The organism is Shigella sp. FJ200513 (genome assembly GCF_040495915.1).
Lineage (GTDB): Bacteria > Pseudomonadota > Gammaproteobacteria > Enterobacterales > Enterobacteriaceae > ECMA0423.
In genome coordinates, this window is record NZ_JBDYCV010000003.1 from 1 (window position 1) to 23,341 (window position 23,341).

Sequence of the window (23,341 nt, forward strand, 5' to 3'; positions counted from 1 at the left end):
GTGTCCATCAATATAGATGGGCGCGATTGTTGCCAGACAGGACAATTTTCACAAGACGTCGCTGATGGGGCGCTTACCAAAAAGAGTACAGCTATTGTAGATAAGTGGGGATACTACGGGTATAAAAAAACCCGCCGGGGCGGGTTTTTTTACATTGCTTCAGATTACTCTGCAGCAGCTTCTGCTTTCTCTGAACGATCAACCAGCTCGATGTAAGCCATCGGCGCGTTGTCGCCTGCACGGAAGCCACACTTCAGAATACGAGTGTAACCACCGGCACGGCTCGCGAAACGCGGGCCCAGTTCGTTAAACAGTTTTGCCACGATCTCGTTATCACGAGTACGGGCGAATGCCAGACGACGATTAGCAACGCTATCAGTCTTGGCAAGAGTAATCAGCGGCTCAACTACGCGGCGCAGCTCTTTCGCTTTAGGCAGAGTCGTCTTGATGATTTCATGACGAACCAGTGAACCTGCCATATTGCGGAACATAGCCTGGCGATGGCTGCTGTTGCGGTTCAGTTGACGACCACTCTTACGATGGCGCATGACCTTATCCTTCTCAGTAAAACCTTAACCTGTGATCCGGTTACTCGTCAGCGATGCTTGCCGGTGGCCAGTTTTCCAAGCGCATGCCCAGAGACAGTCCACGGGAAGCCAGCACGTCTTTAATCTCAGTAAGAGATTTTTTACCAAGGTTAGGCGTTTTAAGGAGCTCAACCTCGGTACGCTGTACCAGATCACCGATATAGTGGATAGCTTCTGCTTTAAGGCAGTTAGCAGAGCGGACAGTCAATTCCAGATCGTCAACAGGGCGCAGCAGGATCGGATCGAACTCTGGTTTCTCTTCTTTCACTTCAGGCTGACGTACATCACGTAAGTCAACGAAAGCTTCCAGTTGTTCAGCCAGAATGGTTGCCGCACGACGAATCGCCTCTTCAGGATCGATTGTGCCGTTGGTTTCCATTTCGATGACCAGCTTGTCCAGGTCGGTACGCTGTTCTACACGCGCTGCTTCAACATTGTAGGCAATACGCTCCACAGGGCTGTAGCATGCGTCGACCAGCAGACGGCCGATTGGGCGCTCATCTTCTTCCGAATGAATTCGGGTAGAAGCCGGCACATAACCACGACCGCGCTGAACTTTGATACGCATGCTAATAGACGCGTTCTCATCGGTCAGGTGGCAGATCACGTGCTGCGGCTTGACGATTTCAACATCACCGTCGTGGGTGATATCGGCTGCAGTCACAGGGCCAATGCCAGATTTATTCAAGGTAAGAATAACTTCATCTTTGCCCTGAACTCTCACCGCCAGCCCTTTCAGGTTGAGCAGGATTTCCAGGATATCTTCCTGAACGCCTTCTTTGGTGCTGTACTCATGTAGTACACCATCAATCTCAACCTCGGTCACCGCGCAACCCGGCATCGATGAGAGCAGAATACGGCGCAGTGCGTTACCCAGAGTATGGCCAAAGCCACGCTCTAAAGGCTCAAGGGTCACCTTGGCGTGCGTCGAACTCACTTGCTCGATATCAACCAGGCGCGGTTTTAGAAACTCTGTCACAGAACCCTGCATTGTGTCCTCTCTTTGGTACTAAGCTTTACTTGGAGTAAAGCTCGACGATCAGGTGTTCGTTAATGTCCGCAGACAGATCAGAACGCTCCGGCTTACGCTTAAACGTACCTTCCATCTTGCCAGCATCAACTTCCAGCCAAGTTGGCTTTTCACGCTGCTCAGCCAGCTCCAGAGCGGCTTTCACGCGAGACTGCTTCTTCGCTTTCTCACGAATGCTTACAACGTCATTCGGACTAACCTGATAAGAAGCGATGTTAACAACACGACCGTTTACCATAATTGCTTTATGGCTAACCAGCTGACGTGCTTCTGCACGAGTGGCACCGAAGCCCATACGGTATACAACGTTGTCCAGACGACCTTCCAGCAGAGCCAACAGGTTTTCACCGGTGTTGCCTTTCAGACGTGCTGCTTCTTTGTAGTAGTTACGGAACTGACGCTCCAGCACACCATAGATACGGCGAACTTTTTGCTTTTCACGCAACTGCACACCATAGTCAGACAGACGCGGCTTACGCGCACCGTGCTGGCCAGGAGCTTGTTCAATTTTACACTTGGTATCGATCGCGCGAACGCCAGACTTAAGGAATAAGTCGGTGCCCTCACGACGGCTCAGCTTGAGCTTAGGACCCAAATATCTTGCCATTTTCTTTCTCCAACAAACCTGGAAAACGAGGCGTTATACGCGACGTTTTTTCGGCGGACGACAACCGTTATGAGGGATCGGAGTCACATCAGTAATGTTAGTGATGCGGAAACCTGCGGCGTTCAGAGCACGAATAGTAGATTCGCGGCCTGGACCCGGACCTTTAACCATAACTTCCAGATTCTTGATGCCGTATTCTTTCACGGCGTCAGCGCAACGCTCTGCTGCAACCTGAGCTGCAAACGGAGTGGATTTGCGAGAACCACGGAAACCGGAACCACCGGCTGTTGCCCAACCCAACGCGTTACCCTGACGATCAGTGATAGTCACGATGGTGTTGTTGAAAGAAGCATGGATATGAGCCACGCCGTCAGAGACTTGTTTTCTTACACGTTTACGTGCACGAATTGGTGCCTTTGCCATTATTCAATCACCCCGATTATTTCTTGATCGGTTTGCGCGGACCCTTACGGGTACGTGCGTTGGTCTTGGTACGCTGACCGCGAACCGGGAGACCACGACGATGACGCAAACCGCGATAGCAACCAAGATCCATCAGGCGCTTGATGCTCATGCTGATTTCACGGCGCAGATCACCTTCAACGACAAATTTGGCAACTTCGTCACGCAGCGTGTCGATTTGTCCTTCAGACAGCTCACTGATCTTAACATCTTCAGCGATACCCGCTGCAGCCAGGATGGCTTTAGAACGGGTCTTGCCGACGCCATAAATCGAAGTTAATGCGATTACGGCATGCTTATGATCAGGAATGTTAATGCCTGCTATACGGGCCACTATGCACTCCTACTATTTAATATGTACGTTCCATGCTGAAAAGCCCGTTTTCAGGATACTCAAATGGAAACGTACAGACATACAAAAGATTGGCTGGCTAATCTAGCCAGCTCAACCCAACTTTGCAAGAAAAATATGCGAAAAAATCAGCCTTGGCGCTGTTTATGCTTCGGCTCGGCACTGCAAATCACACGGATGACACCATCACGCTTAACGATTTTGCAGTTACGGCATAATTTCTTGACGGAAGCACGAACTTTCATTTTTACTCTCCGTAACTTCTCGGGCGACCAATTATCGGCCGTAGCCTTTCAGGTTCGCCTTCTTCAATGCAGACTCATACTGACTGGACATCATCAGAGTTTGCACTTGAGCCATAAAGTCCATAATCACGACAACAACGATAAGCAGTGAGGTCCCACCGAAGTAGAACGGTACTTTCATTGCATCACGCATGAACTCCGGGATCAGGCAGATAAAGGTAATATACAGCGCACCAACCAAGGTCAGGCGGGTCATTACTTTATCGATATACTTCGCCGTTTGCTCTCCCGGACGAATTCCTGGTACAAATGCACCGGACTTCTTCAGGTTATCTGCTGTTTCACGCGGGTTGAAAACCAACGCCGTGTAGAAGAAACAGAAGAAGATGATTGCAGACGCATAGAGTAACACATAAAGCGGTTGCCCAGGCTGCAAATACAGCGAAATTGTTGTCAGCCAGTTCCAACCAGTACCGCCCCCGAACCATGACGCGATGGTCGCCGGGAACAGAATAATACTGGAAGCGAAGATTGCCGGGATTACCCCCGCCATATTCACTTTCAGCGGTAAATGTGTGCTCTGTGCAGCATAGACACGACGACCTTGCTGACGTTTCGCGTAGTTTACCACAATGCGGCGTTGACCACGCTCAACAAACACAACAAAGAACGTCACTGCAAATACTAATACTGCAACCAACAGCAACACGAGGAAGTGCAGGTCGCCTTGACGCGCTTGCTCGATAGTATGGGCAATGGCTGGCGGGAGTCCCGCGACAATACCGGCGAAGATAATGATTGAAATACCGTTGCCGATACCTCGTTCAGTGATCTGTTCGCCCAACCACATCAGGAACATCGTTCCTGTGACCAGACTTACAACAGCGGTGAAGTAGAATGCAAAGCCCGGGTTAATCACCAGGCCTTGCATACCAGGCATATTCGGCAGACCGGTAGCAATACCGATCGACTGGAATATTGCCAGCACCAGAGTACCGTAACGGGTGTACTGGCTGATCTTACGACGACCAGACTCCCCTTCTTTCTTAATTTCTGCCAACGTTGGGTGAACCACCGTCAGCAGCTGGATAATGATCGACGCCGAAATATACGGCATGATCCCCAGAGCAAAGATAGAAGCACGGCTGAGAGCACCACCAGAGAACATGTTAAACATCTCAATGATGGTGCCTCGCTGTTGCTCAAGCAGTTTGGCAAGTACAGCGGCATCAATACCAGGGATCGGAATAAAAGAGCCAATACGGAACACAATCAGCGCACCGATAACAAACAGCAGTCTGCGTTTCAGCTCGCCTAAGCCACCTTTGGCACTTTGAAAATCTAATCCCGGTTGTTTAGCCATCTGCTACTTATTCCTCGATTTTACCGCCAGCAGCTTCGATAGCAGCACGAGCGCCTTTAGTAACACGCAGGCCACGAACAGTTACCGGAGTCGTTACTTCGCCAGCCAGGATCACTTTCGCGAACTCGATCTGGATACCGATAATGTTAGCCGCTTTCAGCGTGTTCAGGTCTACAACACCGCCTTCTACTTTAGCCAGGTCAGATAGACGAACTTCGGCTGTAATCGCTGCTTTACGAGAAGTGAAGCCGAATTTCGGCAGACGACGGTACAGAGGCATCTGACCACCCTCGAAACCGCGACGTACGCCACCGCCAGAACGAGACTTCTGACCTTTGTGACCACGACCACCGGTTTTACCGAGGCCAGAACCGATACCACGACCCAGGCGTTTACCCGCCTTTTTGGAGCCTTCGGCCGGAGACAGAGTATTTAAACGCATCTCTTACTCCTCAACTTTAACCATGAAGGAAACCGCGTTGATCATACCGCGAATAGCAGGAGTATCCTCGCGCTCTACGGTGTGACCAATACGACGCAGACCCAAGCCAAGCAGCGTTGCCTTGTGTTTCGGCAGACGACCGATTGCACTGCGGGTTTGAGTAATTTTAATAGTCTTTGCCATGGTTTATTTCCCCAGAATTTCTTCAACGGATTTACCACGCTTGGCAGCGACCATTTCTGGAGAATTCATATTTTCCAGGCCATCAATAGTTGCACGAACCACGTTGATCGGGTTGGTGGAACCATATGCTTTAGCCAGAACGTTATGAACCCCAGCGACTTCCAGAACGGCGCGCATTGCACCACCGGCGATGATACCGGTACCTTCGGAAGCCGGCTGCATGAATACGCGAGAACCCGTGTGAACACCTTTAACAGGGTGTTGTAGAGTGCCGTTATTCAGCGCGACGTTAATCATATTGCGACGGGCTTTTTCCATCGCTTTCTGGATCGCTGCTGGAACTTCACGCGCTTTACCGTAACCAAAACCAACGCGACCGTTACCATCGCCAACTACAGTCAGAGCTGTGAAGGAGAAAATACGACCACCTTTAACGGTTTTAGATACGCGGTTTACCGCGATCAGCTTTTCCTGCAGTTCGCCAGCTTGTTTTTCGATGTGAGCCATCTTACACCTCTACCTTAGAACTGAAGGCCAGCTTCACGGGCAGCATCTGCCAGTGCCTGGACACGACCATGATATTGGAACCCGGAACGGTCAAAGGATACATCTTTGATGCCTTTTTCCAGAGCGCGTTCAGCGACAGCTTTACCCACAGCTGCAGCCGCGTCTTTGTTACCGGTGTACTTCAGTTGTTCAGCGATAGCTTTTTCTACAGTAGAAGCAGCTACCAGAACTTCAGAACCGTTCGGTGCAATTACCTGTGCGTAAATGTGACGCGGGGTACGATGTACCACCAGGCGAGTTGCGCCCAGCTCCTGGAGCTTGCGGCGTGCGCGGGTCGCACGACGGATACGAGCAGATTTCTTATCCATAGTGTTACCTTACTTCTTCTTAGCCTCTTTGGTACGCACGACTTCGTCGGCGTAACGAACCCCCTTGCCTTTGTAAGGCTCAGGACGACGGTAGGCGCGCAGATCCGCTGCAACCTGGCCGATCACCTGCTTATCAGCGCCTTTCAGCACGATTTCAGTCTGAGTCGGACATTCAGCAGTGATACCCGCAGGCAGCTGATGGTCAACAGGATGAGAGAAACCCAGAGACAGGTTAATCACATTGCCTTTAACCGCTGCACGGTAACCTACACCAACCAGCTGCAGCTTCTTAGTGAAGCCTTCGGTAACACCGATAACCATTGAGTTCAGCAGGGCACGCGCGGTACCAGCCTGTGCCCAACCGTCTGCGTAACCATCACGCGGACCGAAGGTCAGGGTATTATCTGCATGTTTAACTTCAACAGCATCGTTGAGAGTACGAGTCAGCTCGCCGTTTTTACCTTTGATCGTAATAACCTGACCGTTGATTTTTACGTCAACGCCGGCAGGAACAACGACCGGTGCTTTAGCAACACGAGACATTTTTTCCTCCGATTAGGCTACGTAGCAGATAATTTCGCCACCAAGACCAGCCTGGCGCGCTGCACGATCAGTCATAACACCTTTAGAGGTAGAAACAACTGCGATACCCAGACCCGCCATAACTTTCGGCAGCTCATCTTTACGTTTATAGATGCGCAGACCTGGGCGGCTGACACGCTGAATGCTTTCTACAACAGCTTTGCCCTGGAAATACTTCAGAGTAAGTTCCAGTTCAGGCTTGGTGTCGCCTTCAACTTTAAAATCTTCAATAAAACCTTCTTCCTTCAGCACGTTGGCGATTGCCACTTTCAGCTTGGAGGAAGGCATGGTGACCGCAGCTTTGTTCGCGGCCTGACCGTTACGGATACGGGTCAGCATATCCGCGATCGGATCTTGCATGCTCATCTGTCTTTACTCCCGTGATTCAATTGGTGACAATTACCAGCTAGCCTTTTTCAGACCCGGGATTTCACCGCGCATAGCGGCTTCACGGACCTTAATACGGCTCAACCCGAACTTCCGCAGGAAACCATGCGGACGACCTGTTTGACGGCAGCGGTTACGCTGACGAGACGGGCTGGAATCACGCGGCAGAGTCTGCAGCTTGAGAACAGCGTTCCAACGATCTTCGTCGGAAGCGTTCACATCAGAGATGATCGCTTTCAGTTCAGCGCGTTTCGCGAAGTATTTATCAGCTAAAGCTACGCGTTTTACTTCGCGTGCTTTCATTGATTGCTTAGCCATTTAGTAACCCTACCTTACTTGCGGAACGGGAAGTCAAAGGCAGCCAGCAGAGCGCGGCCTTCTTCGTCAGATTTCGCAGTAGTGGTAATGGTAATATCCAAACCACGAACGCGGTCGACTTTATCGTAGTCGATTTCTGGGAAGATGATCTGCTCACGGACACCCATGCTGTAGTTACCACGACCGTCGAAAGACTTAGCGGACAGGCCACGGAAGTCACGGATACGAGGTACAGCAATAGTGATCAGGCGCTCAAAGAACTCCCACATGCGTTCGCCACGCAGAGTTACTTTACAGCCGATCGGATAGCCCTGACGGATTTTGAAGCCTGCAACAGATTTGCGTGCTTTGGTGATCAGCGGTTTTTGACCGGAGATTGCTGCCAGGTCTGCTGCTGCGTTATCCAGCAGTTTTTTGTCAGCGATCGCTTCACCAACACCCATGTTCAGGGTGATCTTCTCGACCCGAGGGACTTGCATGACAGAATTGTAGTTAAACTCAGTCATGAGTTTTTTAACTACTTCGTCTTTGTAGTAATCATGCAGTTTCGCCATCGTACTACTCCAAATTACTTGATAGTTTCGCTGTTAGACTTGAAGAAACGGACTTTTTTGCCGTCTTCGAATCTAAAGCCTACACGGTCAGCCTTGCCGGTTGCCGCATTGAAGATTGCTACGTTGGAAACCTGAATAGCGGCTTCTTTTTCAACGATGCCACCCGGTTGGTTCAGGGCCGGAACCGGCTTCTGATGTTTCTTAACCAGGTTGATACCTTCAATAATGACCTTGCCGGAAGACAGGACATTCTTAACTTTACCGCGTTTACCTTTATCTTTACCGGTTAACACGATAACTTCGTCATCACGACGGATTTTCGCTGCCATGATTCGCTCCTTAGAGTACTTCTGGTGCCAGAGAGATAATTTTCATGAACTTCTCACTACGAAGCTCACGAGTTACCGGCCCAAAAATACGCGTACCGATAGGCTGCTCGCTGTTGTTGTTCAGAAGAACACAAGCATTACCATCGAAGCGAATGACAGAACCGTCCGGGCGACGAACACCCTTCTTGGTGCGCACCACTACCGCCTTCAGCACATCACCTTTTTTGACCTTACCACGCGGAATTGCTTCTTTGATGGTGATCTTGATGATGTCGCCTACGCCTGCGTAGCGACGGTGCGAGCCACCCAGAACCTTGATACACATTACGCGACGTGCACCGGAGTTGTCGGCGACGTTCAGCATAGTCTGTTCTTGGATCATTTTAGTGCTCCGCTAATGTCAACTACTACTGAGACCCGAAAATCAGGTCGTTAAAAATCCCCATATCGAGGGCGCGGCATTATAACACCGCTTCAAGGATATGGGTAGAAAAAATAAACGGCTCATTTCTGAGCCGTTTATTCGTATCGAGAGAGTGTACTGTATTACAGAACCGCTTTCTCTACAACGCGAACCAGCGTCCAGGATTTAGTCTTGGACAGCGGACGGCATTCGCGGATTTCAACCACGTCACCGATACCGCATTCGTTGTTCTCGTCATGTACGTGCAGTTTGGTCGTACGCTTGATGAATTTTCCGTAGATCGGGTGTTTCACAAAACGTTCGATAGCAACAACAATGGATTTCTCCATTTTGTCGCTAACAACGCGACCTTGCAGAGTACGGATTTTATCGGTCATTACGCACCCGCCTTCTCGTTCAGTAAAGTCTTAACGCGTGCGACATCGCGACGCACTTGCTTCAACAGGTGAGACTGTTGCAGCTGGCCACTTGCAGCCTGCATACGCAGGTTGAACTGCTCACGCAGCAGGTTCAGCAGCTCGGTGTTCAGCTCTTCAATGCTCTTCTCACGCAGCTCTTTTGCTTTCATTACATCACCGTCTTAGTTACAAAGGTGGTTTTAATCGGCAGTTTCGCTGCTGCCAGCTTGAATGCTTCACGGGCCAGCTCTTCCGGAACACCGTCCATTTCATACAGGACTTTACCCGGCTGAATCAAGGCAACCCAATACTCCACGTTACCTTTACCTTTACCCATACGCACTGCCAGCGGCTTTTCAGTGATCGGTTTGTCCGGGAACACACGGATCCAGATCTTACCTTGACGCTTAACTGCACGGGTCATAGCACGACGTGCTGCTTCGATCTGACGGGCAGTCAGACGACCACGGCCAACAGCTTTCAGACCGAAGCTGCCGAAGCTAACATCCGTACCCTGCGCCAGACCGCGGTTACGGCCTTTGTGCATTTTACGGAATTTTGTACGCTTTGGTTGTAACATCAGCGACGCTCCTTATTTACGGCCTTTACGCTGCTGCTTTTTAGGCTGAGCAGCCGGTTTTTCCGGTTGTTCAACAGCAGCCATACCACCCAGGATCTCGCCTTTGAAGATCCACACTTTAACGCCGATTACACCGTAAGTGGTGTGCGCTTCAGAGGTGTTGTAGTCGATGTCAGCACGCAGAGTGTGCAGCGGTACGCGACCTTCGCGGTACCATTCGGTACGTGCGATTTCCGCGCCGCCCAGACGGCCGCTAACTTCAACTTTAATACCTTTAGCGCCCAGACGCATTGCGTTCTGTACAGCACGCTTCATAGCACGACGGAACATAACGCGACGTTCCAGCTGAGAAGTGATGCTGTCAGCAACCAGTTTTGCGTCCAGTTCAGGCTTACGAACTTCGGCGATGTTGATCTGTGCAGGAACGCCAGCGATGTCCGCTACGACCTTACGCAGTTTTTCTACGTCTTCACCTTTTTTACCGATAACGATACCCGGGCGAGCAGTGTGAATGGTTACACGGATGCTCTTAGCCGGACGCTCGATAACGATACGAGATACGGACGCTTTAGCCAGTTCCTTAGTCAGGTACTGACGTACTTTAAAATCGCTGTCCAGGTTGTCAGCGAATTCTTTGGTGTTCGCAAACCAAGTAGAGTTCCATGGTTTTACAATACCCAAGCGAATACCATTAGGATGTACTTTCTGACCCATTGCTAGTCTCCAGAGTCTCAGCGATCGGACACAACCACAGTGATGTGGCTGGTGCGCTTCAGGATGCGATCTGCACGACCTTTTGCACGCGGCATAATGCGCTTCATGCTCGGGCCTTCGTCTACGAAAATTTTCGTAACTTTCAGATCGTCAATGTCAGCGCCATCGTTGTGTTCAGCGTTAGCAATGGCAGATTCCAGAACTTTCTTGACCTGTACAGCCGCTTTCTTGTTGGTGTAGGTCAAAATATCCAGAGCCTGCGACACTTTCTTACCGCGAATCAGGTCAGCAACAAGGCGAACCTTCTGAGCAGAAGAACGAGCATGGCGATGTTTAGCAATAGTTTCCATCTCTTCCTCCTACCTTATTTCTTCTTCGCTTTTTTATCAGCAGCGTGGCCGCGATAAGTACGAGTCGGTGCGAATTCACCCAGTTTGTGACCGACCATTTCGTCGGTTACAAATACCGGAACGTGCTGACGACCATTATGGACAGCGATGGTCAAACCGATCATGTTAGGAAAGATCGTTGAACGACGGGACCAAGTGCGCAGGGGCTTCTTGTCTCCGCTTTCCACCGCTTTCTCTACCTTCTTCAGCAAGTGCAGGTCAATAAAAGGACCTTTCTTGAGAGAACGTGGCATGGCTTATCCTCTAAAATTATTTGCTACGGCGACGTACGATGAATTTATCAGTACGCTTGTTGCTGCGGGTCTTCTTACCTTTGGTCTGAACGCCCCACGGAGTTACCGGGTGCTTACCAAAGTTACGACCTTCACCACCACCATGTGGGTGGTCTACCGGGTTCATCGCGGTACCGCGAACGGTCGGACGAACACCACGCCAGCGTGCAGCACCTGCTTTACCCAGAACGCGCAGCATATGCTCAGCATTGCCAACTTCGCCCAGAGTTGCACGGCAGTCTGCTTCTACTTTACGCATTTCACCAGAACGCAGACGCAGGGTGACATAAGCACCATCACGAGCAACGATCTGAACGTAAGTACCAGCGGAACGTGCCAGCTGACCGCCTTTACCTGGTTTCATTTCTACGTTATGAACAGTAGAACCAACCGGGATGTTGCGCATCGGCAGGGTGTTACCTGGTTTGATTGCAGCATCAACGCCAGACTGAATCTGGTCGCCAGCTTTCAGGCCTTTAGGGGCCAGGATGTAACGGCGTTCACCGTCTTTGTACAGAACCAGCGCGATGTTCGCGGAACGGTTCGGATCGTACTCAAGACGTTCAACAACTGCCGGGATACCGTCTTTGTTGCGTTTGAAGTCAACAATACGGTAAGCCTGCTTGTGGCCACCACCGATATGACGAGTGGTGATACGGCCATTGTTGTTACGACCACCGGATTTGCTGTTTTTTTCCAGCAACGGAGCAAAAGGTTTGCCCTTGTGCAGCTCAGGGTTAACCACTTTAACTACGTGGCGACGACCCGGAGATGTCGGTTTACATTTAACAACTGCCATTGTATTACTCCTCCGACTTACTCAGCGCCGCCAACGAAGTCCAGATTCTGGCCTTCTTTCAGGGTGACGTAAGCTTTTTTCCAGTCGCTACGACGACCGATACGCTGTCCGTGACGTTTAACTTTCCCTTTAACTACCAGGGTGTTAACGACTTCGACTTCGACTTCAAACAGTTTCTGCACAGCAGCTTTGATTTCTGCTTTGGTCGCGTCTTTAGCAACTTTGAGTACGATGGTGTTGGATTTTTCCATCGCAGTAGACGCTTTTTCAGAAACGTGCGGTGCACGCAGCACCTTCAGCAGACGTTCTTCACGAATCATGCCAGCATCTCCTCAACTTGCTTAACAGCATCAGCAGTCATTACGACTTTGTCGAAGGCGATCAGGCTAACCGGGTCGATACCAGTTGCATCGCGTACGTCAACCTTCTGCAGGTTGCGCGCAGCCAGGAACAGGTTTTCGTCCAGCTCACCGGTGATGATCAGCACATCTTCCAGAGCCATGTCTTTCAGTTTCTGTGCCAGCAGCTTAGTTTTCGGCGCTTCTACAGAGAACTTCTCGACAACGATCAGACGATCCTGACGTACCAGTTCGGACAGGATGCTTTTCAGCGCGCCGCGGTACATCTTCTTGTTAACTTTTTGACTGTGGTCCTGCGGACGAGCAGCAAAGGTCACGCCACCAGAACGCCAGATCGGGCTCTTGATAGAACCAGAACGCGCACGGCCGGTGCCTTTCTGGCGCCACGGTTTTTTACCGGAACCAGTTACTTCAGCACGAGTCTTCTGAGCACGAGTACCCTGACGAGCACCAGCTGCATAAGCAACAACAACCTGGTGAACCAGCGCTTCGTTGAAATCACGACCGAAGGTAGTTTCGGAAACAGTCAGCGCGCTCTGCGCGTCTTTCAATACTAATTCCATTGCTATCTCCTTACGCCTTCACAGCTGGTTTAACGATCAGGTCGCTACCGGTTGCACCCGGGACAGCACCTTTAACCAGCAGCAGGTTGCGCTCAGCGTCAACGCGTACTACGTCAAGGCTCTGAACGGTTACACGTTCGTTACCCATCTGACCTGCCATTTTCTTGCCTTTGAACACTTTGCCCGGAGTCTGGTTCTGACCGATAGAACCCGGAACGCGGTGAGACAAGGAGTTACCGTGAGTAGCGTCCTGGGTACGGAAGTTCCAGCGCTTAACGGTACCTGCGAAACCTTTACCTTTAGAGGTGCCAGTTACGTCAACTTTTTTAACGTCAGCAAACAGTTCAACGCTAATGCTCTGACCTACAGTGAACTCTTCGCCTTCAGCCAGGCGGAATTCCCACAGACCACGGCCAGCTTCTACGCCAGCTTTAGCGAAGTGGCCAGCTTCAGGCTTGGTCACACGGTTAGCTTTTTTAGCACCGGTGGTCACCTGAATAGCACGGTAGCCATCGTTAGCCAGGTCTTTAACCTGAGTAACGCGGTTTGCTTCAACTTCGATTACGGTTACTGGGATAGAAACGCCGTCTTCTGTGAAGATACGGGTCATACCCACTTTTTTACCGACTAAACCAATCATTGTTTCAACCTCTCAATCGCTCAATGACCTGATTAACCCAGGCTGATCTGCACGTCTACACCGGCAGCCAGATCCAGACGCATCAGAGCATCAACGGTTTTCTCGGTTGGCTCAACGATGTCAACCAGACGCAAGTGAGTACGGATTTCGTACTGATCGCGCGCGTCTTTGTTGACGTGCGGGGAGATCAGAACAGTGAAGCGCTCTTTGCGTGTCGGCAGCGGGATCGGACCACGGACCTGCGCACCAGTGCGCTTGGCAGTCTCGACGATTTCCGCGGTTGCTTGATCGATCAGACGATGATCAAACGCTTTCAGGCGGATACGGATTCTTTGGTTCTGCATGAGACCAGAGCTCCAATTATTTTATAAACGAAAATGATTACTCCTCAGACCCATTACGATTGATGGGAGAGTGTAACCGTTCTTACGTAGCTCCCCGATTGGGAGCATTGTTAGGTAGCCAAATTCGGCTAACTGAGGTTTAGATTGAACCTGCTGTCAACTACGACAAGCCCGCGCATTATACGCAAATCTGAGCCTGACGCAAGCATCGGGTAGAAATTAATCGCAACGCGCAGATTGCGAGCTGCATTCCACGAAATTTGTAAGGTTGTGAAGATAGCGTTTTTCACCGGAATCAGGTTAACAAATCAGCGCTCTCTCTGTTGCTGAGCATCCGGAGTTATTCGATGGTGATACTCCAATTACAGAGGATGTTTTATGGACACTACCCTTCCCTTTCTAATTTTGTACGCTTGTTTATCAGCCCTACTTTTTTTCTGGGATGCAAAGCATGGCTTGTTACCTGACAGATTTACGTGCCCGTTACTCTGGTCAGGTCTTTTGTTCTATCAAGTTTGTCATCCTGATGGTTTAGCCGATGCGTTATGGGGGGCAATTGTTGGTTACGGCACATTCGCTGTCATTTACTGGGGGTATCGCATACTGCGACATAAAGAAGGATTAGGCTATGGTGATGTGAAGTTTCTCGCCGCCCTTGGCGCCTAGCATTCATGGGCCTTCTTACCACGACTGGTTTTCCTTGCTGCCTCATTCGCTTGCGGAGCCGTAGTTATTGGTCTGCTCATGAGAGGAAAAGAATCATTAAAAAACCCGCTGCCTTTTGGGCCATTTCTGGCGGCTGCGGGTTTCGTTATAGGCTGGGATAGTTTGCTGATAGGCCGTTAATCTTTAACTTTAATTTGTGATTGCAGGTAATTTTGTAGGCCGATTTTACCGATGAGATCCAGTTCAGTTTCGAGCCAGTCGATATGACCTTCTTCATCAGCAAGGATCTCGATCATCATATCGCGGCTAACATAGTCATGAACGCTGTCGGCATATGCGATAGCCTCACGCAGATCCTTCGCGCCTTCCAGTTCTAATCGCAGGTCAGATTGCAGCATCTCCTCGACATCTTCACCAATCCCCAGTTTGCCTAAATCCTGTAAGTTGGGGATTCCTTCTAAAAACAAAATACGCTCGATATATTTATCAGCGTGTTTCATCTCATCGATGGATTCATGGTATTCGACGTCATTGAGACGCATCAGGCCCCAGTTTTTAAACATCCGGGCATGGAGAAAATACTGATTGATTGCGACAAGCTCATTTCCCAATAGTTTATTGAGATAATTTATGATTTTAACATCACCTTTCATTTTATAGTCCCTCCGCTTCCACTATTAGAGCGTAGATGGGGCTAGCAGGATGTCAAAAAATAAGCGTGGGCTTCAGGCAATCTCTTTAAATTCTGGCATCTGCATCAACTCGTCCTGCATCACTTCGCGCGCGGCGCGAATGCACTTACCGCATTGATTTCCCACAGGAATAAACTTACGCAATTGTTGGAAAGATTGCGGATGAAACTGACGGACTGCCTGGCGAATTTTTTTGTCACTTACACCATTACACAAACAAACGTACATGATTGCTCCCGTTCAAATTCTGCACAAAGTGTAAATGAGAATGGTTATGATTACAATAGCACAGTTTTATTTGCGCCATAGTTCAGCGAGCAAAATTACGACTAAATATTTCGAGCTCAAATTACGGGCAGCAAAAAGGGCGCCGAAGCGCCCTTTTCAATTCAAAACTAATTAACGTGTAATTAGCCCAGAACTTTAGCAACAACGCCCGCGCCAACGGTACGGCCGCCTTCACGGATTGCGAAACGCAGACCGTCGTCCATCGCGATCGGGTGGATCAGGGTAACAACCATTTTGATGTTGTCGCCCGGCATTACCATCTCTACGCCTTCCGGCAGTTCGATGGTACCAGTCACGTCAGTAGTACGGAAGTAGAACTGCGGACGGTAGCCTTTGAAGAACGGAGTATGACGGCCGCCTTCATCTTTGGACAGAATGTACACTTCAGATTCGAACTTGGTGTGCGGCTTGATGGTGCCCGGCTTAGCCAGTACCTGACCACGTTCGATTTCTTCACGTTTGATACCACGCAGCAGAACACCTACGTTCTCACCAGCACGGCCTTCGTCCAGCAGTTTGCGGAACATTTCAACGCCAGTACAGGTAGACTTCTGAGTCTCTTTGATACCAACGATTTCAACTTCTTCACCAACTTTGATGATACCGCGTTCTACACGACCGGTAACAACGGTACCACGACCGGAGATGGAGAATACGTCTTCGATCGGCAGCAGGAACGGCTTGTCAATCGCACGCTCTGGTTCCGGAATATAAGAATCCAGGAAGCCAGCCAGTTCCAGGATTTTCGCTTCCCACTCTGCGTCGCCTTCCAGCGCTTTCAGAGCAGAACCACGAACGATCGGAGTGTCGTCGCCCGGGAAGTCGTACTGAGACAGAAGTTCACGAACTTCCATTTCAACCAGTTCCAGCAGCTCTTCGTCATCAACCATGTCGCATTTGTTCAGGAACACGATGATGTACGGAACGCCTACCTGACGACCCAGCAGGATGTGCTCACGAGTCTGCGGCATCGGGCCGTCAGTCGCAGCAACTACCAGGATCGCGCCGTCCATCTGAGCAGCACCGGTGATCATGTTTTTAACATAGTCGGCGTGCCCCGGGCAGTCTACGTGTGCGTAGTGACGGGTCGGGGTGTCATATTCAACGTGAGAAGTGTTGATGGTGATACCACGAGCTTTTTCTTCCGGCGCGTTATCGATCTGGTCGAATGCACGAGCAGCACCGCCGTAGGTTTTAGCCAGTACGGTGGTGATTGCAGCGGTCAGAGTAGTTTTACCGTGGTCAACGTGGCCGATAGTACCAACGTTAACGTGCGGTTTTGTACGTTCAAATTTTTCTTTAGACACGGCTATATTCCTTACTATAGTGCTCTCCCCTTCAGGAGAGAGCACGGGACTTTGGTATTAACCCTTAGGCTTATTTACCACGGGCTTCAATTACGGCCTGAGCAACGTTACTCGGCGCTTCATCATACTTCAGGAATTCCATAGTGTATGATGCACGACCTTTGGTCAGAGAACGCAGCTGAGTTGCGTATCCGAACATTTCAGACAGCGGTACTTCAGCGTGGATCTTAACGCCAGTAACTTCAGATTCCTGACCTTTGAGCATACCACGACGACGGCTCAAGTCACCGATAACGTCACCGGTGTTCTCTTCCGGAGTTTCTACTTCAACCTTCATGATCGGCTCAAGCAGAACTGGTTTCGCTTTCTTAAAGCCTTCTTTAAAGGCGATAGAAGCAGCCAGTTTAAACGCCAGTTCAGAGGAGTCAACGTCATGGTAAGAACCGAAGTGCAGACGAATACCCATGTCTACTACCGGGTAGCCTGCCAGCGGACCTGCTTTCAGCTGTTCCTGGATACCTTTATCAACGGCCGGGATGTATTCGCCAGGGATTACACCACCTTTAATGTCGTTGATGAACTCGTAGCCTTTCGGGTTTGAACCCGGCTCCAGCGGGTACATGTCGATAACAACATGACCATACTGACCACGACCACCAGACTGTTTCGCGTGTTTACCTTCAACATCGGTAACTTTCTGGCGGATAGTTTCACGGTAAGCAACCTGCGGTTTACCTACGTTCGCTTCAACGTTGAATTCACGCTTCATACGGTCAACGATGATGTCGAGGTGCAGTTCGCCCATACCCGCGATGATGGTCTGGTTAGATTCTTCGTCAGTCCATACACGGAAAGACGGGTCTTCTTTAGCCAGACGGCCCAGAGCCAGACCCATTTTTTCCTGGTCAGCTTTGGTTTTCGGTTCAACTGCGATGGAGATTACCGGCTCAGGGAATTCCATACGTTCCAGAATGATCGGCGCATCCGGGTCACACAGGGTGTCACCAGTGGTTACGTCTTTCAGGCCGATAGCAGCAGCGATGTCGCCCGCGCGAACTTCTTTGATCTCTTCACGTTTGTTAGCGTGCATCTGAACGATACGACCGAAACGCTCACGTGCAGCTTTCACGGAGTTCAGTACGGTATCACCAGAGTTAACCACACCGGAGTAAACACGGAAGAAGGTCAGGTTACCAACAAACGGGTCGGTAGCGATTTTGAACGCCAGTGCAGAGAACGGCTCGTCATCACTTGCGTGACGTTCAGCCGGAGTGTCTTTACCGTCGTCCAGGATACCGTTGATCGCAGGTACGTCAACCGGGGATGGCAGGTAATCAATTACCGCATCCAGCATCGCCTGAACACCTTTGTTCTTGAACGCAGAACCACAGGTTACCAGGATGATTTCGTTGTTCAGAACGCGCTGACGCAGAGCACCTTTGATTTCTGCTTCAGTCAGTTCTTCACCACCCAGGTATTTTTCCATCAGCTCTTCAGAAGCTTCAGCTGCGGATTCGATCAGGTTCTGGTGCCATTCGTTAGCCAGTTCAACCATGTCTGCCGGGATATCTTCGTATTCGAAGGTTACGCCCTGGTCAGCGTCATTCCAGTTGATAGCTTTCATTTTCACCAGGTCAACAACACCGGTGAAATGTTCTTCAGCACCAATCGCCAGCTGCAGCGGAACCGGGTTCGCGCCCAGACGGGTTTTGATCTGGTTAACAACTTTCAGGAAGTTCGCACCCACGCGGTCCATTTTGTTAACGAACGCAATGCGCGGAACTTTATATTTGTTTGCCTGACGCCATACGGTTTCAGACTGCGGCTGAACACCACCAACTGCGCAGTAAACCATTACCGCACCATCGAGAACACGCATGGAACGTTCTACTTCGATTGTGAAGTCAACGTGCCCCGGGGTGTCGATGATGTTGATGCGATGCGGCTCATACTGCTTAGCCATACCAGACCAGAATGCAGTAGTCGCAGCGGAAGTGATGGTAATACCACGTTCCTGCTCCTGCTCCATCCAGTCCATGGTTGCAGCGCCGTCATGAACTTCACCGATTTTATGGTTTACACCGGTGTAGAACAGAATACGTTCGGTAGTAGTGGTTTTACCGGCGTCGATGTGCGCACTGATACCGATGTTACGGTAGCGTGCGATGGGTGTTGTACGAGCCATTTGTTTCCTCGTTTATCTTTTAGGCGTTCAATTTAAGTAGCCCAAAGCGGGCTGCTTACTGGAAGCGCCCGCCTGGTGACTAAAACTCCGAAGGGATTACCAACGGTAGTGTGCGAACGCCTTGTTGGCTTCGGCCATACGGTGAACGTCTTCACGTTTCTTAACTGCAGTACCTTTGTTTTCTGCAGCATCAGAAAGTTCGTTCGCCAGGCGCAGAGCCATGGATTTATCACCGCGTTTACGAGCAGCTTCAACGATCCAACGCATTGCCAGAGCATTACGACGAACCGGACGGACTTCAACTGGTACCTGATAAGTAGAACCACCAACGCGGCGAGACTTAACTTCTACAGTCGGGCGCACGTTTTCGAGAGCTACTTCGAATGCTTCCAGTTCAGATTTACCAGAGCGCTGAGCCAGGGTCTCCAGCGCGCTGTATACGATAGATTCAGCAGTAGATTTTTTACCATCTACCATCAGGATATTTACAAATTTAGCCAGCAGTTCTGATCCGAACTTCGGATCCGGCAGAATTTTACGCTGACCAATGACGCGACGACGTGGCATGGAAATACTCCGTTGTTAATTCAGGATTGTCCAAAACTCTACGAGTTTAGTTTGACATTTAAGTTAAAACGTTTGGCCTTACTTAACGGAGAACCATTAAGCCTTAGGACGCTTCACGCCATACTTGGAACGAGCCTGCTTACGGTCTTTAACGCCGGAGCAGTCAAGAGCACCACGTACGGTGTGGTAACGAACACCCGGGAGGTCTTTAACACGACCGCCACGGATCAGGATCACGGAGTGCTCCTGCAGGTTGTGACCTTCACCACCGATGTAGGAAGTCACTTCGAAACCGTTAGTCAGACGAACACGGCATACTTTACGCAGCGCGGAGTTCGGTTTTTTAGGAGTGGTAGTATATACACGAGTACATACGCCACGTTTTTGCGGGCATGCTTCCAGCGCAGGCACGTTGCTTTTCGCAACTTTGCGAGCACGTGGTTTGCGTACCAGCTGGTTAACTGTTGCCATTAAATAGCTCCTGGTTTTAGCTTTTGCTTCGTAAACACGTAATAAAACGTCCTCACACAATATGAGGACGCCGAATTTTAGGGCGATGCCGAAAAGGTGTCAAGAAATATACAACGATCCCGCCATCACCAGGCCATCTGGCTGGAGTGCTTAACCGTAAGTCTGACGAAATCAGTATAGTCAATGGGAATGATGTCGTTCAAAATTTGACCAGTCAAACCGCGGGCAATAAGGTCTTCGTTCAGGGCATAGACCTTAATGGGGGCATTACGCAGACTTTCAAGGTAGCGGTTACCGTCAACTGCGGCAGTTACGCCATCTTGCAATAATAGCAGTTCGTCTCCTTCACTGAGCAGACGCAGCAGCGCAGCAAAATCCGTCAGCCAGGGTGAACGATGTAACGTGTGCAGCATAAACGCCTCAAAACCTCAAAATAACATCGTAGTTGGCGAGTTCGCGGCGTAAGGCATCTGCTTCGAGCGGCGTGGCTTCGACAACAAAGGGTGTCTGCGGATCTAACCCGCGTTCGCGCAGTGAAGCCGCACAAACCCAGCACTGTTCAATGTCGTACAGACTCAACAATTTAAAAGTGGCAATGTAATCACGCGCCAGCACTGCATCGGGCTTTTGTCCTGACAGCAGCTGAAAAACGCCATCAGCAATAAAGAAGACGGCCAGATCGTCAGTTAATGCGGAAGTTGCCAGTAAAGCATCTAAACCTTCCCGACCAGCAGCTGTACCATGAGGTGCAGTAGAAAAAACAAACGCAATTCGTTTCATCAGAACTGTACCACCCTGTCACAGGTCAGCGAGGCTTCCGCCAGCGCGCCAAGTCCGCTTAAGGTAAATCCCGGCTGAAGGTTTGACGAAGCCAGCCCCAGCCTTCCTGCTTCAGTTTCATCGACGATACCGCGGCGTAACGCTGCCGCTACGCAGATATTCAGCGCCACACCATGTTGCGCATTCAACTGTTGCCAGCCGCGCACAAGGTCAAATTCGTCGCTTGCCGGTGAGGTCAGTTGGTTAGCGTTATAGACCCCTTCCCGATAGAAAAAGACGCTGCTTAACTTATGGCCTTCTGCTATCAGCGCCTGCGCAAACTGAAAAGCACTACTCGCCTGTTGCGTACCGTATGCTGGCCCGGTCACCACGATGGCAAAACGCATTACTTATCTTGCCCCTGAAAATCACCGCTCTTGAACTGGCGGATGTAGAGATAGACAGTGTGTTTGGAGATGTTCAGGCGGTCAGCAACCTGGTTGATCGCATCTTTAATATCGAAGATCCCTTTCTCGTAGAGATTCAGCACGATCTGACGATTTTTGGCGTTATTAGAAACATTGCGATCGGCATTCACTTCTTCGATGGTGAACTCCAGCGTTTGGGTAACCAGATCTTCAACAGAAGAGGCAAAGTTGACGCTTGAACCGACATCCGGGGTTTCTGGCGGCACAAAAGTGCTCATAATCTGCGAGAAGGGAACATCAAGATTCATATTGATGCACAGCAGACCAATTACACGCTGTTCGCGGTTACGAATCGCGATAGTCAGGGACTTCATTAATACGCCGCTTTTGGCGCGAGTAAAGTAGCATTTAGAAACGCTGCTATCCGCTCCCGTCATATCGTGCAGCATACGTAGCGCCAGGTCAGTAATTGGCGAACCAATCTTCCGGCCTGTATGTTCACCGTTAGCAATGCGAATGGCTGAACATTTTAGATCCTGCAAAGAGTGCAAAACGATTTCACAGTGGGAGCCAATAAGCATCGCTAACCCGTCCACCACCGCTTCGTAGGATTTCAGAATATCAAAATCGGTCTGGTCGAAAGGACGTTGATCCAGTAAATCCAACTCACTGGTTTCGTTGGTTAAAAGCGACCTGGACATGAAAAAAAACACTCCTTTTCAGGAGCCTGTCGTTAACTTTTCAGGGCAGGCTCATTAATGATGCGGGTAACTAAATTAATACAGCGGAGGTTCCGCTTTCCAGCACTAATTATATCCGGCCTGTAATAAAAAAACCGCCGCCTGGTCAGGCGGCGGTTCTTAATGCTTATTTTTTAGCAGAATCTGCGGCTTTCGCATCAGCTTCCGGCTTTGCATCAGCCTTCGGCGCTGGTTTCACATCCAGCAGCTCTACGTCAAACACTAGGGTAGAATTCGGTGGGATCCCCGGAACACCCGCTTTGCCGTAAGCCAGTTCTGGTGGAATAACCAGTTTGATCTTACCGCCTTTCTTGATGTTCTTCAGACCTTCTGTCCAACCCGGGATAACACCGTCCAGACGGAAAGAAAGCGGTTCACCACGGGTGTAAGAGTTGTCGAACTCTTTACCGTCGATCAGCGTACCTTTGTAGTTCACTACAACAGTATCGCTGTCTTTCGGTGCTTCGCCTTTACCGGCTTCTACTACCTGATAAACCAGACCAGTTGAAGAGGTTTTCACACCTTTCTCTTTGGCAAATTTCTCGCGGTACTCTTTACCTTTTGCTTCGTTATCAGCCGCGTCTTTTTCCATCTTCGCCTGAGCAGAAGACTTCACGCGAGCTTCGAATGCTTGCAGAGTCTGTTCGATCTCTTGGTCGGAGAGTTTGCTCTTATCAGCAAATGCATCCTGAACACCAGCGATCAGCTGATCTTTATCCAGTTTGATGCCCAGTTTTTCTTGTTCTTTAAGAGAGTTTTCCATGTAACGACCCAGCGAAGCACCCAGTGCATAAGCTGATTTCTGATCGTCATTTTTGAACGATGCTTTGCTGTCTGCAGTTGTAGCAGGTTTTGCAGCTTCAGCAGCAAAAGTGATTGGTGCATGCAGGGCAACGGCCATTGTGGTCGCCAGTAGCGTTACTTTAAACAGTGATTTCATCCATATCTCCAGGATCGGGGCATCTCACCCCAGGGTTAACTATTATCAGAAGGGTACTATAAAGCGTTGTCGAACAAATCTACATACAGACACGCCCTATTATCATCTATTTTCAGACTCTTTTTGTTTAAATTAGTTTCGATGACCGCGAAATGAGTGCTGTCTCGGGCAGCAAAGTTAAGTAGAATCCGCGGCGACCATTCGACAAAAGAGGTGAATCATGCAGGATTTATCATTGGAAGCACGCCTGGCAGAGCTGGAGAGCCGACTGGCTTTTCAGGAAATCACCATTGAAGAACTGAACGTCACGGTGGCCGCTCATGAAATGGAGATGGCGAAACTGCGCGATCATCTGCGTCTGCTGACCGAGAAGTTAAAAGCCAGCCAGCCGTCGAACATCGCGTCGCAGGCTGAAGAAACGCCACCGCCACATTATTGAGGCGTAAAAAAAGCGGGGATTCCCCGCTTTTTTGTCACCT

At 50.1% G+C, this 23,341-nt stretch carries 40 protein-coding genes and 1 pseudogene; 2 read left to right on the top strand and 39 right to left on the bottom strand.

From position 1 onward, the window contains the following. Nucleotides 1–164: 164 nt before the first annotated feature. The 28 genes from rplQ to rpsJ form a co-directional block, all read right to left on the bottom strand. Complete coding sequence (rplQ, locus tag ABZJ92_RS01200) at nucleotides 165–548, bottom strand: 50S ribosomal protein L17 (protein WP_001216368.1); 384 nt, start codon at nucleotides 546–548, stop codon at nucleotides 165–167. A gap of 40 nt (nucleotides 549–588) precedes the next feature. After that, nucleotides 589–1,578, bottom strand: a complete 990-nt coding sequence (locus tag ABZJ92_RS01205) for a DNA-directed RNA polymerase subunit alpha (RefSeq protein ID WP_001162094.1) — start codon at nucleotides 1,576–1,578, stop codon at nucleotides 589–591. A gap of 25 nt (nucleotides 1,579–1,603) precedes the next feature. Next, nucleotides 1,604–2,224 carry a 30S ribosomal protein S4 gene (rpsD, locus tag ABZJ92_RS01210; protein ID WP_000135224.1) on the bottom strand — a complete coding sequence of 207 codons (621 nt, stop codon included), beginning with the start codon at nucleotides 2,222–2,224 and terminating at the stop codon, nucleotides 1,604–1,606. Between the two features lie 33 nt (nucleotides 2,225–2,257). Then, nucleotides 2,258–2,647 carry a 30S ribosomal protein S11 gene (gene rpsK / locus ABZJ92_RS01215; protein ID WP_001029684.1) on the bottom strand — a complete coding sequence of 130 codons (390 nt, stop codon included), beginning with the start codon at nucleotides 2,645–2,647 and terminating at the stop codon, nucleotides 2,258–2,260. A 16-nt stretch (nucleotides 2,648–2,663) separates the two neighbouring features. Then, nucleotides 2,664–3,020, bottom strand: a complete 357-nt coding sequence (gene rpsM, locus ABZJ92_RS01220; RefSeq protein ID WP_000090775.1) for a 30S ribosomal protein S13 — start codon at nucleotides 3,018–3,020, stop codon at nucleotides 2,664–2,666. A gap of 146 nt (nucleotides 3,021–3,166) precedes the next feature. Continuing rightward, nucleotides 3,167–3,283 carry a 50S ribosomal protein L36 gene (gene rpmJ, locus ABZJ92_RS01225; RefSeq protein WP_000868187.1) on the bottom strand — a complete coding sequence of 39 codons (117 nt, stop codon included), beginning with the start codon at nucleotides 3,281–3,283 and terminating at the stop codon, nucleotides 3,167–3,169. A gap of 31 nt (nucleotides 3,284–3,314) precedes the next feature. Next, nucleotides 3,315–4,646 (bottom strand): preprotein translocase subunit SecY, encoded by a 1,332-nt coding sequence (secY, locus tag ABZJ92_RS01230; protein WP_001118861.1) that lies wholly within the window; start codon nucleotides 4,644–4,646, stop codon nucleotides 3,315–3,317. A 7-nt stretch (nucleotides 4,647–4,653) separates the two neighbouring features. After that, complete coding sequence (gene rplO, locus ABZJ92_RS01235; RefSeq protein WP_001238917.1) at nucleotides 4,654–5,088, bottom strand: 50S ribosomal protein L15; 435 nt, start codon at nucleotides 5,086–5,088, stop codon at nucleotides 4,654–4,656. A 3-nt stretch (nucleotides 5,089–5,091) separates the two neighbouring features. Next, nucleotides 5,092–5,271: a 50S ribosomal protein L30 gene (gene rpmD / locus ABZJ92_RS01240; protein WP_001140433.1), complete on the bottom strand. Its 180-nt coding sequence runs from the start codon at nucleotides 5,269–5,271 to the stop codon at nucleotides 5,092–5,094. Nucleotides 5,272–5,274: 3 nt separating this feature from the next. Beyond that, a complete protein-coding gene (gene rpsE / locus ABZJ92_RS01245; RefSeq protein ID WP_000940121.1) occupies nucleotides 5,275–5,778 on the bottom strand; it encodes a 30S ribosomal protein S5 in 504 nt (167 codons plus the stop codon). Nucleotides 5,779–5,792: 14 nt separating this feature from the next. Continuing rightward, nucleotides 5,793–6,146: a 50S ribosomal protein L18 gene (gene rplR / locus ABZJ92_RS01250; RefSeq protein ID WP_000358960.1), complete on the bottom strand. Its 354-nt coding sequence runs from the start codon at nucleotides 6,144–6,146 to the stop codon at nucleotides 5,793–5,795. Between the two features lie 9 nt (nucleotides 6,147–6,155). After that, a complete protein-coding gene (gene rplF / locus ABZJ92_RS01255; RefSeq protein WP_000091945.1) occupies nucleotides 6,156–6,689 on the bottom strand; it encodes a 50S ribosomal protein L6 in 534 nt (177 codons plus the stop codon). Nucleotides 6,690–6,701: 12 nt separating this feature from the next. Beyond that, nucleotides 6,702–7,094 (bottom strand): 30S ribosomal protein S8, encoded by a 393-nt coding sequence (rpsH, locus tag ABZJ92_RS01260; RefSeq protein WP_000062611.1) that lies wholly within the window; start codon nucleotides 7,092–7,094, stop codon nucleotides 6,702–6,704. Nucleotides 7,095–7,127: 33 nt separating this feature from the next. Further along, nucleotides 7,128–7,433 carry a 30S ribosomal protein S14 gene (gene rpsN / locus ABZJ92_RS01265; RefSeq protein WP_001118930.1) on the bottom strand — a complete coding sequence of 102 codons (306 nt, stop codon included), beginning with the start codon at nucleotides 7,431–7,433 and terminating at the stop codon, nucleotides 7,128–7,130. 14 nt (nucleotides 7,434–7,447) lie between these two features. Then, the gene (gene rplE / locus ABZJ92_RS01270) at nucleotides 7,448–7,987 is read right to left on the bottom strand and encodes a 50S ribosomal protein L5 (protein ID WP_001096200.1); all 540 of its coding nucleotides are present in this window, start codon (nucleotides 7,985–7,987) and stop codon (nucleotides 7,448–7,450) included. A 14-nt stretch (nucleotides 7,988–8,001) separates the two neighbouring features. Beyond that, nucleotides 8,002–8,316 (bottom strand): 50S ribosomal protein L24, encoded by a 315-nt coding sequence (rplX, locus tag ABZJ92_RS01275; protein WP_000729180.1) that lies wholly within the window; start codon nucleotides 8,314–8,316, stop codon nucleotides 8,002–8,004. 10 nt (nucleotides 8,317–8,326) lie between these two features. Next, a complete protein-coding gene (gene rplN, locus ABZJ92_RS01280) occupies nucleotides 8,327–8,698 on the bottom strand; it encodes a 50S ribosomal protein L14 (protein ID WP_000613955.1) in 372 nt (123 codons plus the stop codon). 164 nt (nucleotides 8,699–8,862) lie between these two features. Continuing rightward, nucleotides 8,863–9,117: a 30S ribosomal protein S17 gene (gene rpsQ, locus ABZJ92_RS01285; protein WP_000130100.1), complete on the bottom strand. Its 255-nt coding sequence runs from the start codon at nucleotides 9,115–9,117 to the stop codon at nucleotides 8,863–8,865. Next, nucleotides 9,117–9,308, bottom strand: a complete 192-nt coding sequence (gene rpmC / locus ABZJ92_RS01290) for a 50S ribosomal protein L29 (protein WP_000644739.1) — start codon at nucleotides 9,306–9,308, stop codon at nucleotides 9,117–9,119. Before rpmC ends, rpsQ begins: the two co-directional genes overlap by 1 nt. Continuing rightward, on the bottom strand, nucleotides 9,308–9,718 hold the full coding sequence (rplP, locus tag ABZJ92_RS01295) for a 50S ribosomal protein L16 (RefSeq protein ID WP_000941212.1): 411 nt from the start codon (nucleotides 9,716–9,718) through the stop codon (nucleotides 9,308–9,310). The genes rpmC and rplP overlap by 1 nt, the downstream gene beginning before the upstream one ends. Before the next feature lie 12 nt (nucleotides 9,719–9,730). Next, complete coding sequence (rpsC, locus tag ABZJ92_RS01300) at nucleotides 9,731–10,432, bottom strand: 30S ribosomal protein S3 (protein WP_000529945.1); 702 nt, start codon at nucleotides 10,430–10,432, stop codon at nucleotides 9,731–9,733. A gap of 17 nt (nucleotides 10,433–10,449) precedes the next feature. Then, complete coding sequence (gene rplV, locus ABZJ92_RS01305) at nucleotides 10,450–10,782, bottom strand: 50S ribosomal protein L22 (protein WP_000447531.1); 333 nt, start codon at nucleotides 10,780–10,782, stop codon at nucleotides 10,450–10,452. 14 nt (nucleotides 10,783–10,796) lie between these two features. Next, nucleotides 10,797–11,075: a 30S ribosomal protein S19 gene (gene rpsS / locus ABZJ92_RS01310; RefSeq protein ID WP_001138117.1), complete on the bottom strand. Its 279-nt coding sequence runs from the start codon at nucleotides 11,073–11,075 to the stop codon at nucleotides 10,797–10,799. Nucleotides 11,076–11,091: 16 nt separating this feature from the next. After that, nucleotides 11,092–11,913 carry a 50S ribosomal protein L2 gene (gene rplB / locus ABZJ92_RS01315; protein ID WP_000301864.1) on the bottom strand — a complete coding sequence of 274 codons (822 nt, stop codon included), beginning with the start codon at nucleotides 11,911–11,913 and terminating at the stop codon, nucleotides 11,092–11,094. Nucleotides 11,914–11,930: 17 nt separating this feature from the next. Beyond that, nucleotides 11,931–12,233, bottom strand: a complete 303-nt coding sequence (gene rplW, locus ABZJ92_RS01320) for a 50S ribosomal protein L23 (RefSeq protein ID WP_000617544.1) — start codon at nucleotides 12,231–12,233, stop codon at nucleotides 11,931–11,933. After that, the gene (gene rplD, locus ABZJ92_RS01325; protein WP_000424397.1) at nucleotides 12,230–12,835 is read right to left on the bottom strand and encodes a 50S ribosomal protein L4; all 606 of its coding nucleotides are present in this window, start codon (nucleotides 12,833–12,835) and stop codon (nucleotides 12,230–12,232) included. The genes rplW and rplD overlap by 4 nt, the downstream gene beginning before the upstream one ends. 10 nt (nucleotides 12,836–12,845) lie before the next feature. Continuing rightward, nucleotides 12,846–13,475, bottom strand: coding sequence for a 50S ribosomal protein L3 (gene rplC / locus ABZJ92_RS01330; protein WP_000579833.1), 630 nt, complete (start codon nucleotides 13,473–13,475; stop codon nucleotides 12,846–12,848). 32 nt (nucleotides 13,476–13,507) lie between these two features. Continuing rightward, a complete protein-coding gene (gene rpsJ, locus ABZJ92_RS01335; protein WP_001181004.1) occupies nucleotides 13,508–13,819 on the bottom strand; it encodes a 30S ribosomal protein S10 in 312 nt (103 codons plus the stop codon). A gap of 378 nt (nucleotides 13,820–14,197) precedes the next feature. Here rpsJ and ABZJ92_RS01340 point away from each other — a divergent pair. Further along, nucleotides 14,198–14,665, top strand: a pseudogene (locus ABZJ92_RS01340) (prepilin peptidase). Here the strand turns inward: ABZJ92_RS01340 and bfr are convergent. The 11 genes from bfr to fkpA form a co-directional block, all read right to left on the bottom strand. Further along, the gene (gene bfr / locus ABZJ92_RS01345) at nucleotides 14,662–15,138 is read right to left on the bottom strand and encodes a bacterioferritin (protein ID WP_000675515.1); all 477 of its coding nucleotides are present in this window, start codon (nucleotides 15,136–15,138) and stop codon (nucleotides 14,662–14,664) included. The pseudogene ABZJ92_RS01340 and the gene bfr overlap by 4 nt on opposite strands. 72 nt (nucleotides 15,139–15,210) lie before the next feature. After that, nucleotides 15,211–15,405 (bottom strand): bacterioferritin-associated ferredoxin, encoded by a 195-nt coding sequence (gene bfd / locus ABZJ92_RS01350; protein WP_000289090.1) that lies wholly within the window; start codon nucleotides 15,403–15,405, stop codon nucleotides 15,211–15,213. A gap of 182 nt (nucleotides 15,406–15,587) precedes the next feature. Beyond that, nucleotides 15,588–16,772, bottom strand: a complete 1,185-nt coding sequence (gene tuf, locus ABZJ92_RS01355; RefSeq protein WP_000031783.1) for an elongation factor Tu — start codon at nucleotides 16,770–16,772, stop codon at nucleotides 15,588–15,590. 70 nt (nucleotides 16,773–16,842) lie between these two features. Beyond that, nucleotides 16,843–18,957 (bottom strand): elongation factor G, encoded by a 2,115-nt coding sequence (fusA, locus tag ABZJ92_RS01360; RefSeq protein ID WP_000124706.1) that lies wholly within the window; start codon nucleotides 18,955–18,957, stop codon nucleotides 16,843–16,845. Between the two features lie 96 nt (nucleotides 18,958–19,053). Then, the gene (rpsG, locus tag ABZJ92_RS01365; RefSeq protein WP_001138043.1) at nucleotides 19,054–19,524 is read right to left on the bottom strand and encodes a 30S ribosomal protein S7; all 471 of its coding nucleotides are present in this window, start codon (nucleotides 19,522–19,524) and stop codon (nucleotides 19,054–19,056) included. A 96-nt stretch (nucleotides 19,525–19,620) separates the two neighbouring features. Further along, nucleotides 19,621–19,995: a 30S ribosomal protein S12 gene (gene rpsL / locus ABZJ92_RS01370; RefSeq protein WP_000246815.1), complete on the bottom strand. Its 375-nt coding sequence runs from the start codon at nucleotides 19,993–19,995 to the stop codon at nucleotides 19,621–19,623. Between the two features lie 125 nt (nucleotides 19,996–20,120). Next, nucleotides 20,121–20,408, bottom strand: coding sequence for a sulfurtransferase complex subunit TusB (gene tusB, locus ABZJ92_RS01375; protein WP_000903372.1), 288 nt, complete (start codon nucleotides 20,406–20,408; stop codon nucleotides 20,121–20,123). Between the two features lie 7 nt (nucleotides 20,409–20,415). Continuing rightward, nucleotides 20,416–20,775 carry a sulfurtransferase complex subunit TusC gene (tusC, locus tag ABZJ92_RS01380; protein WP_000820723.1) on the bottom strand — a complete coding sequence of 120 codons (360 nt, stop codon included), beginning with the start codon at nucleotides 20,773–20,775 and terminating at the stop codon, nucleotides 20,416–20,418. After that, entirely contained in the window at nucleotides 20,775–21,161 is a 387-nt protein-coding gene (tusD, locus tag ABZJ92_RS01385; protein WP_001209706.1) for a sulfurtransferase complex subunit TusD, read from the bottom strand. The genes tusC and tusD overlap by 1 nt, the downstream gene beginning before the upstream one ends. Next, on the bottom strand, nucleotides 21,161–21,883 hold the full coding sequence (locus ABZJ92_RS01390; protein WP_000091466.1) for a helix-turn-helix transcriptional regulator: 723 nt from the start codon (nucleotides 21,881–21,883) through the stop codon (nucleotides 21,161–21,163). Before ABZJ92_RS01390 ends, tusD begins: the two co-directional genes overlap by 1 nt. 166 nt (nucleotides 21,884–22,049) lie before the next feature. After that, on the bottom strand, nucleotides 22,050–22,862 hold the full coding sequence (gene fkpA, locus ABZJ92_RS01395) for an FKBP-type peptidyl-prolyl cis-trans isomerase (RefSeq protein ID WP_000838272.1): 813 nt from the start codon (nucleotides 22,860–22,862) through the stop codon (nucleotides 22,050–22,052). Between the two features lie 220 nt (nucleotides 22,863–23,082). Here fkpA and ABZJ92_RS01400 point away from each other — a divergent pair, with 220 nt between their 5' ends. Next, nucleotides 23,083–23,301, top strand: a complete 219-nt coding sequence (locus tag ABZJ92_RS01400; RefSeq protein ID WP_001153613.1) for a protein SlyX — start codon at nucleotides 23,083–23,085, stop codon at nucleotides 23,299–23,301. Nucleotides 23,302–23,341 lie beyond the last annotated feature (40 nt).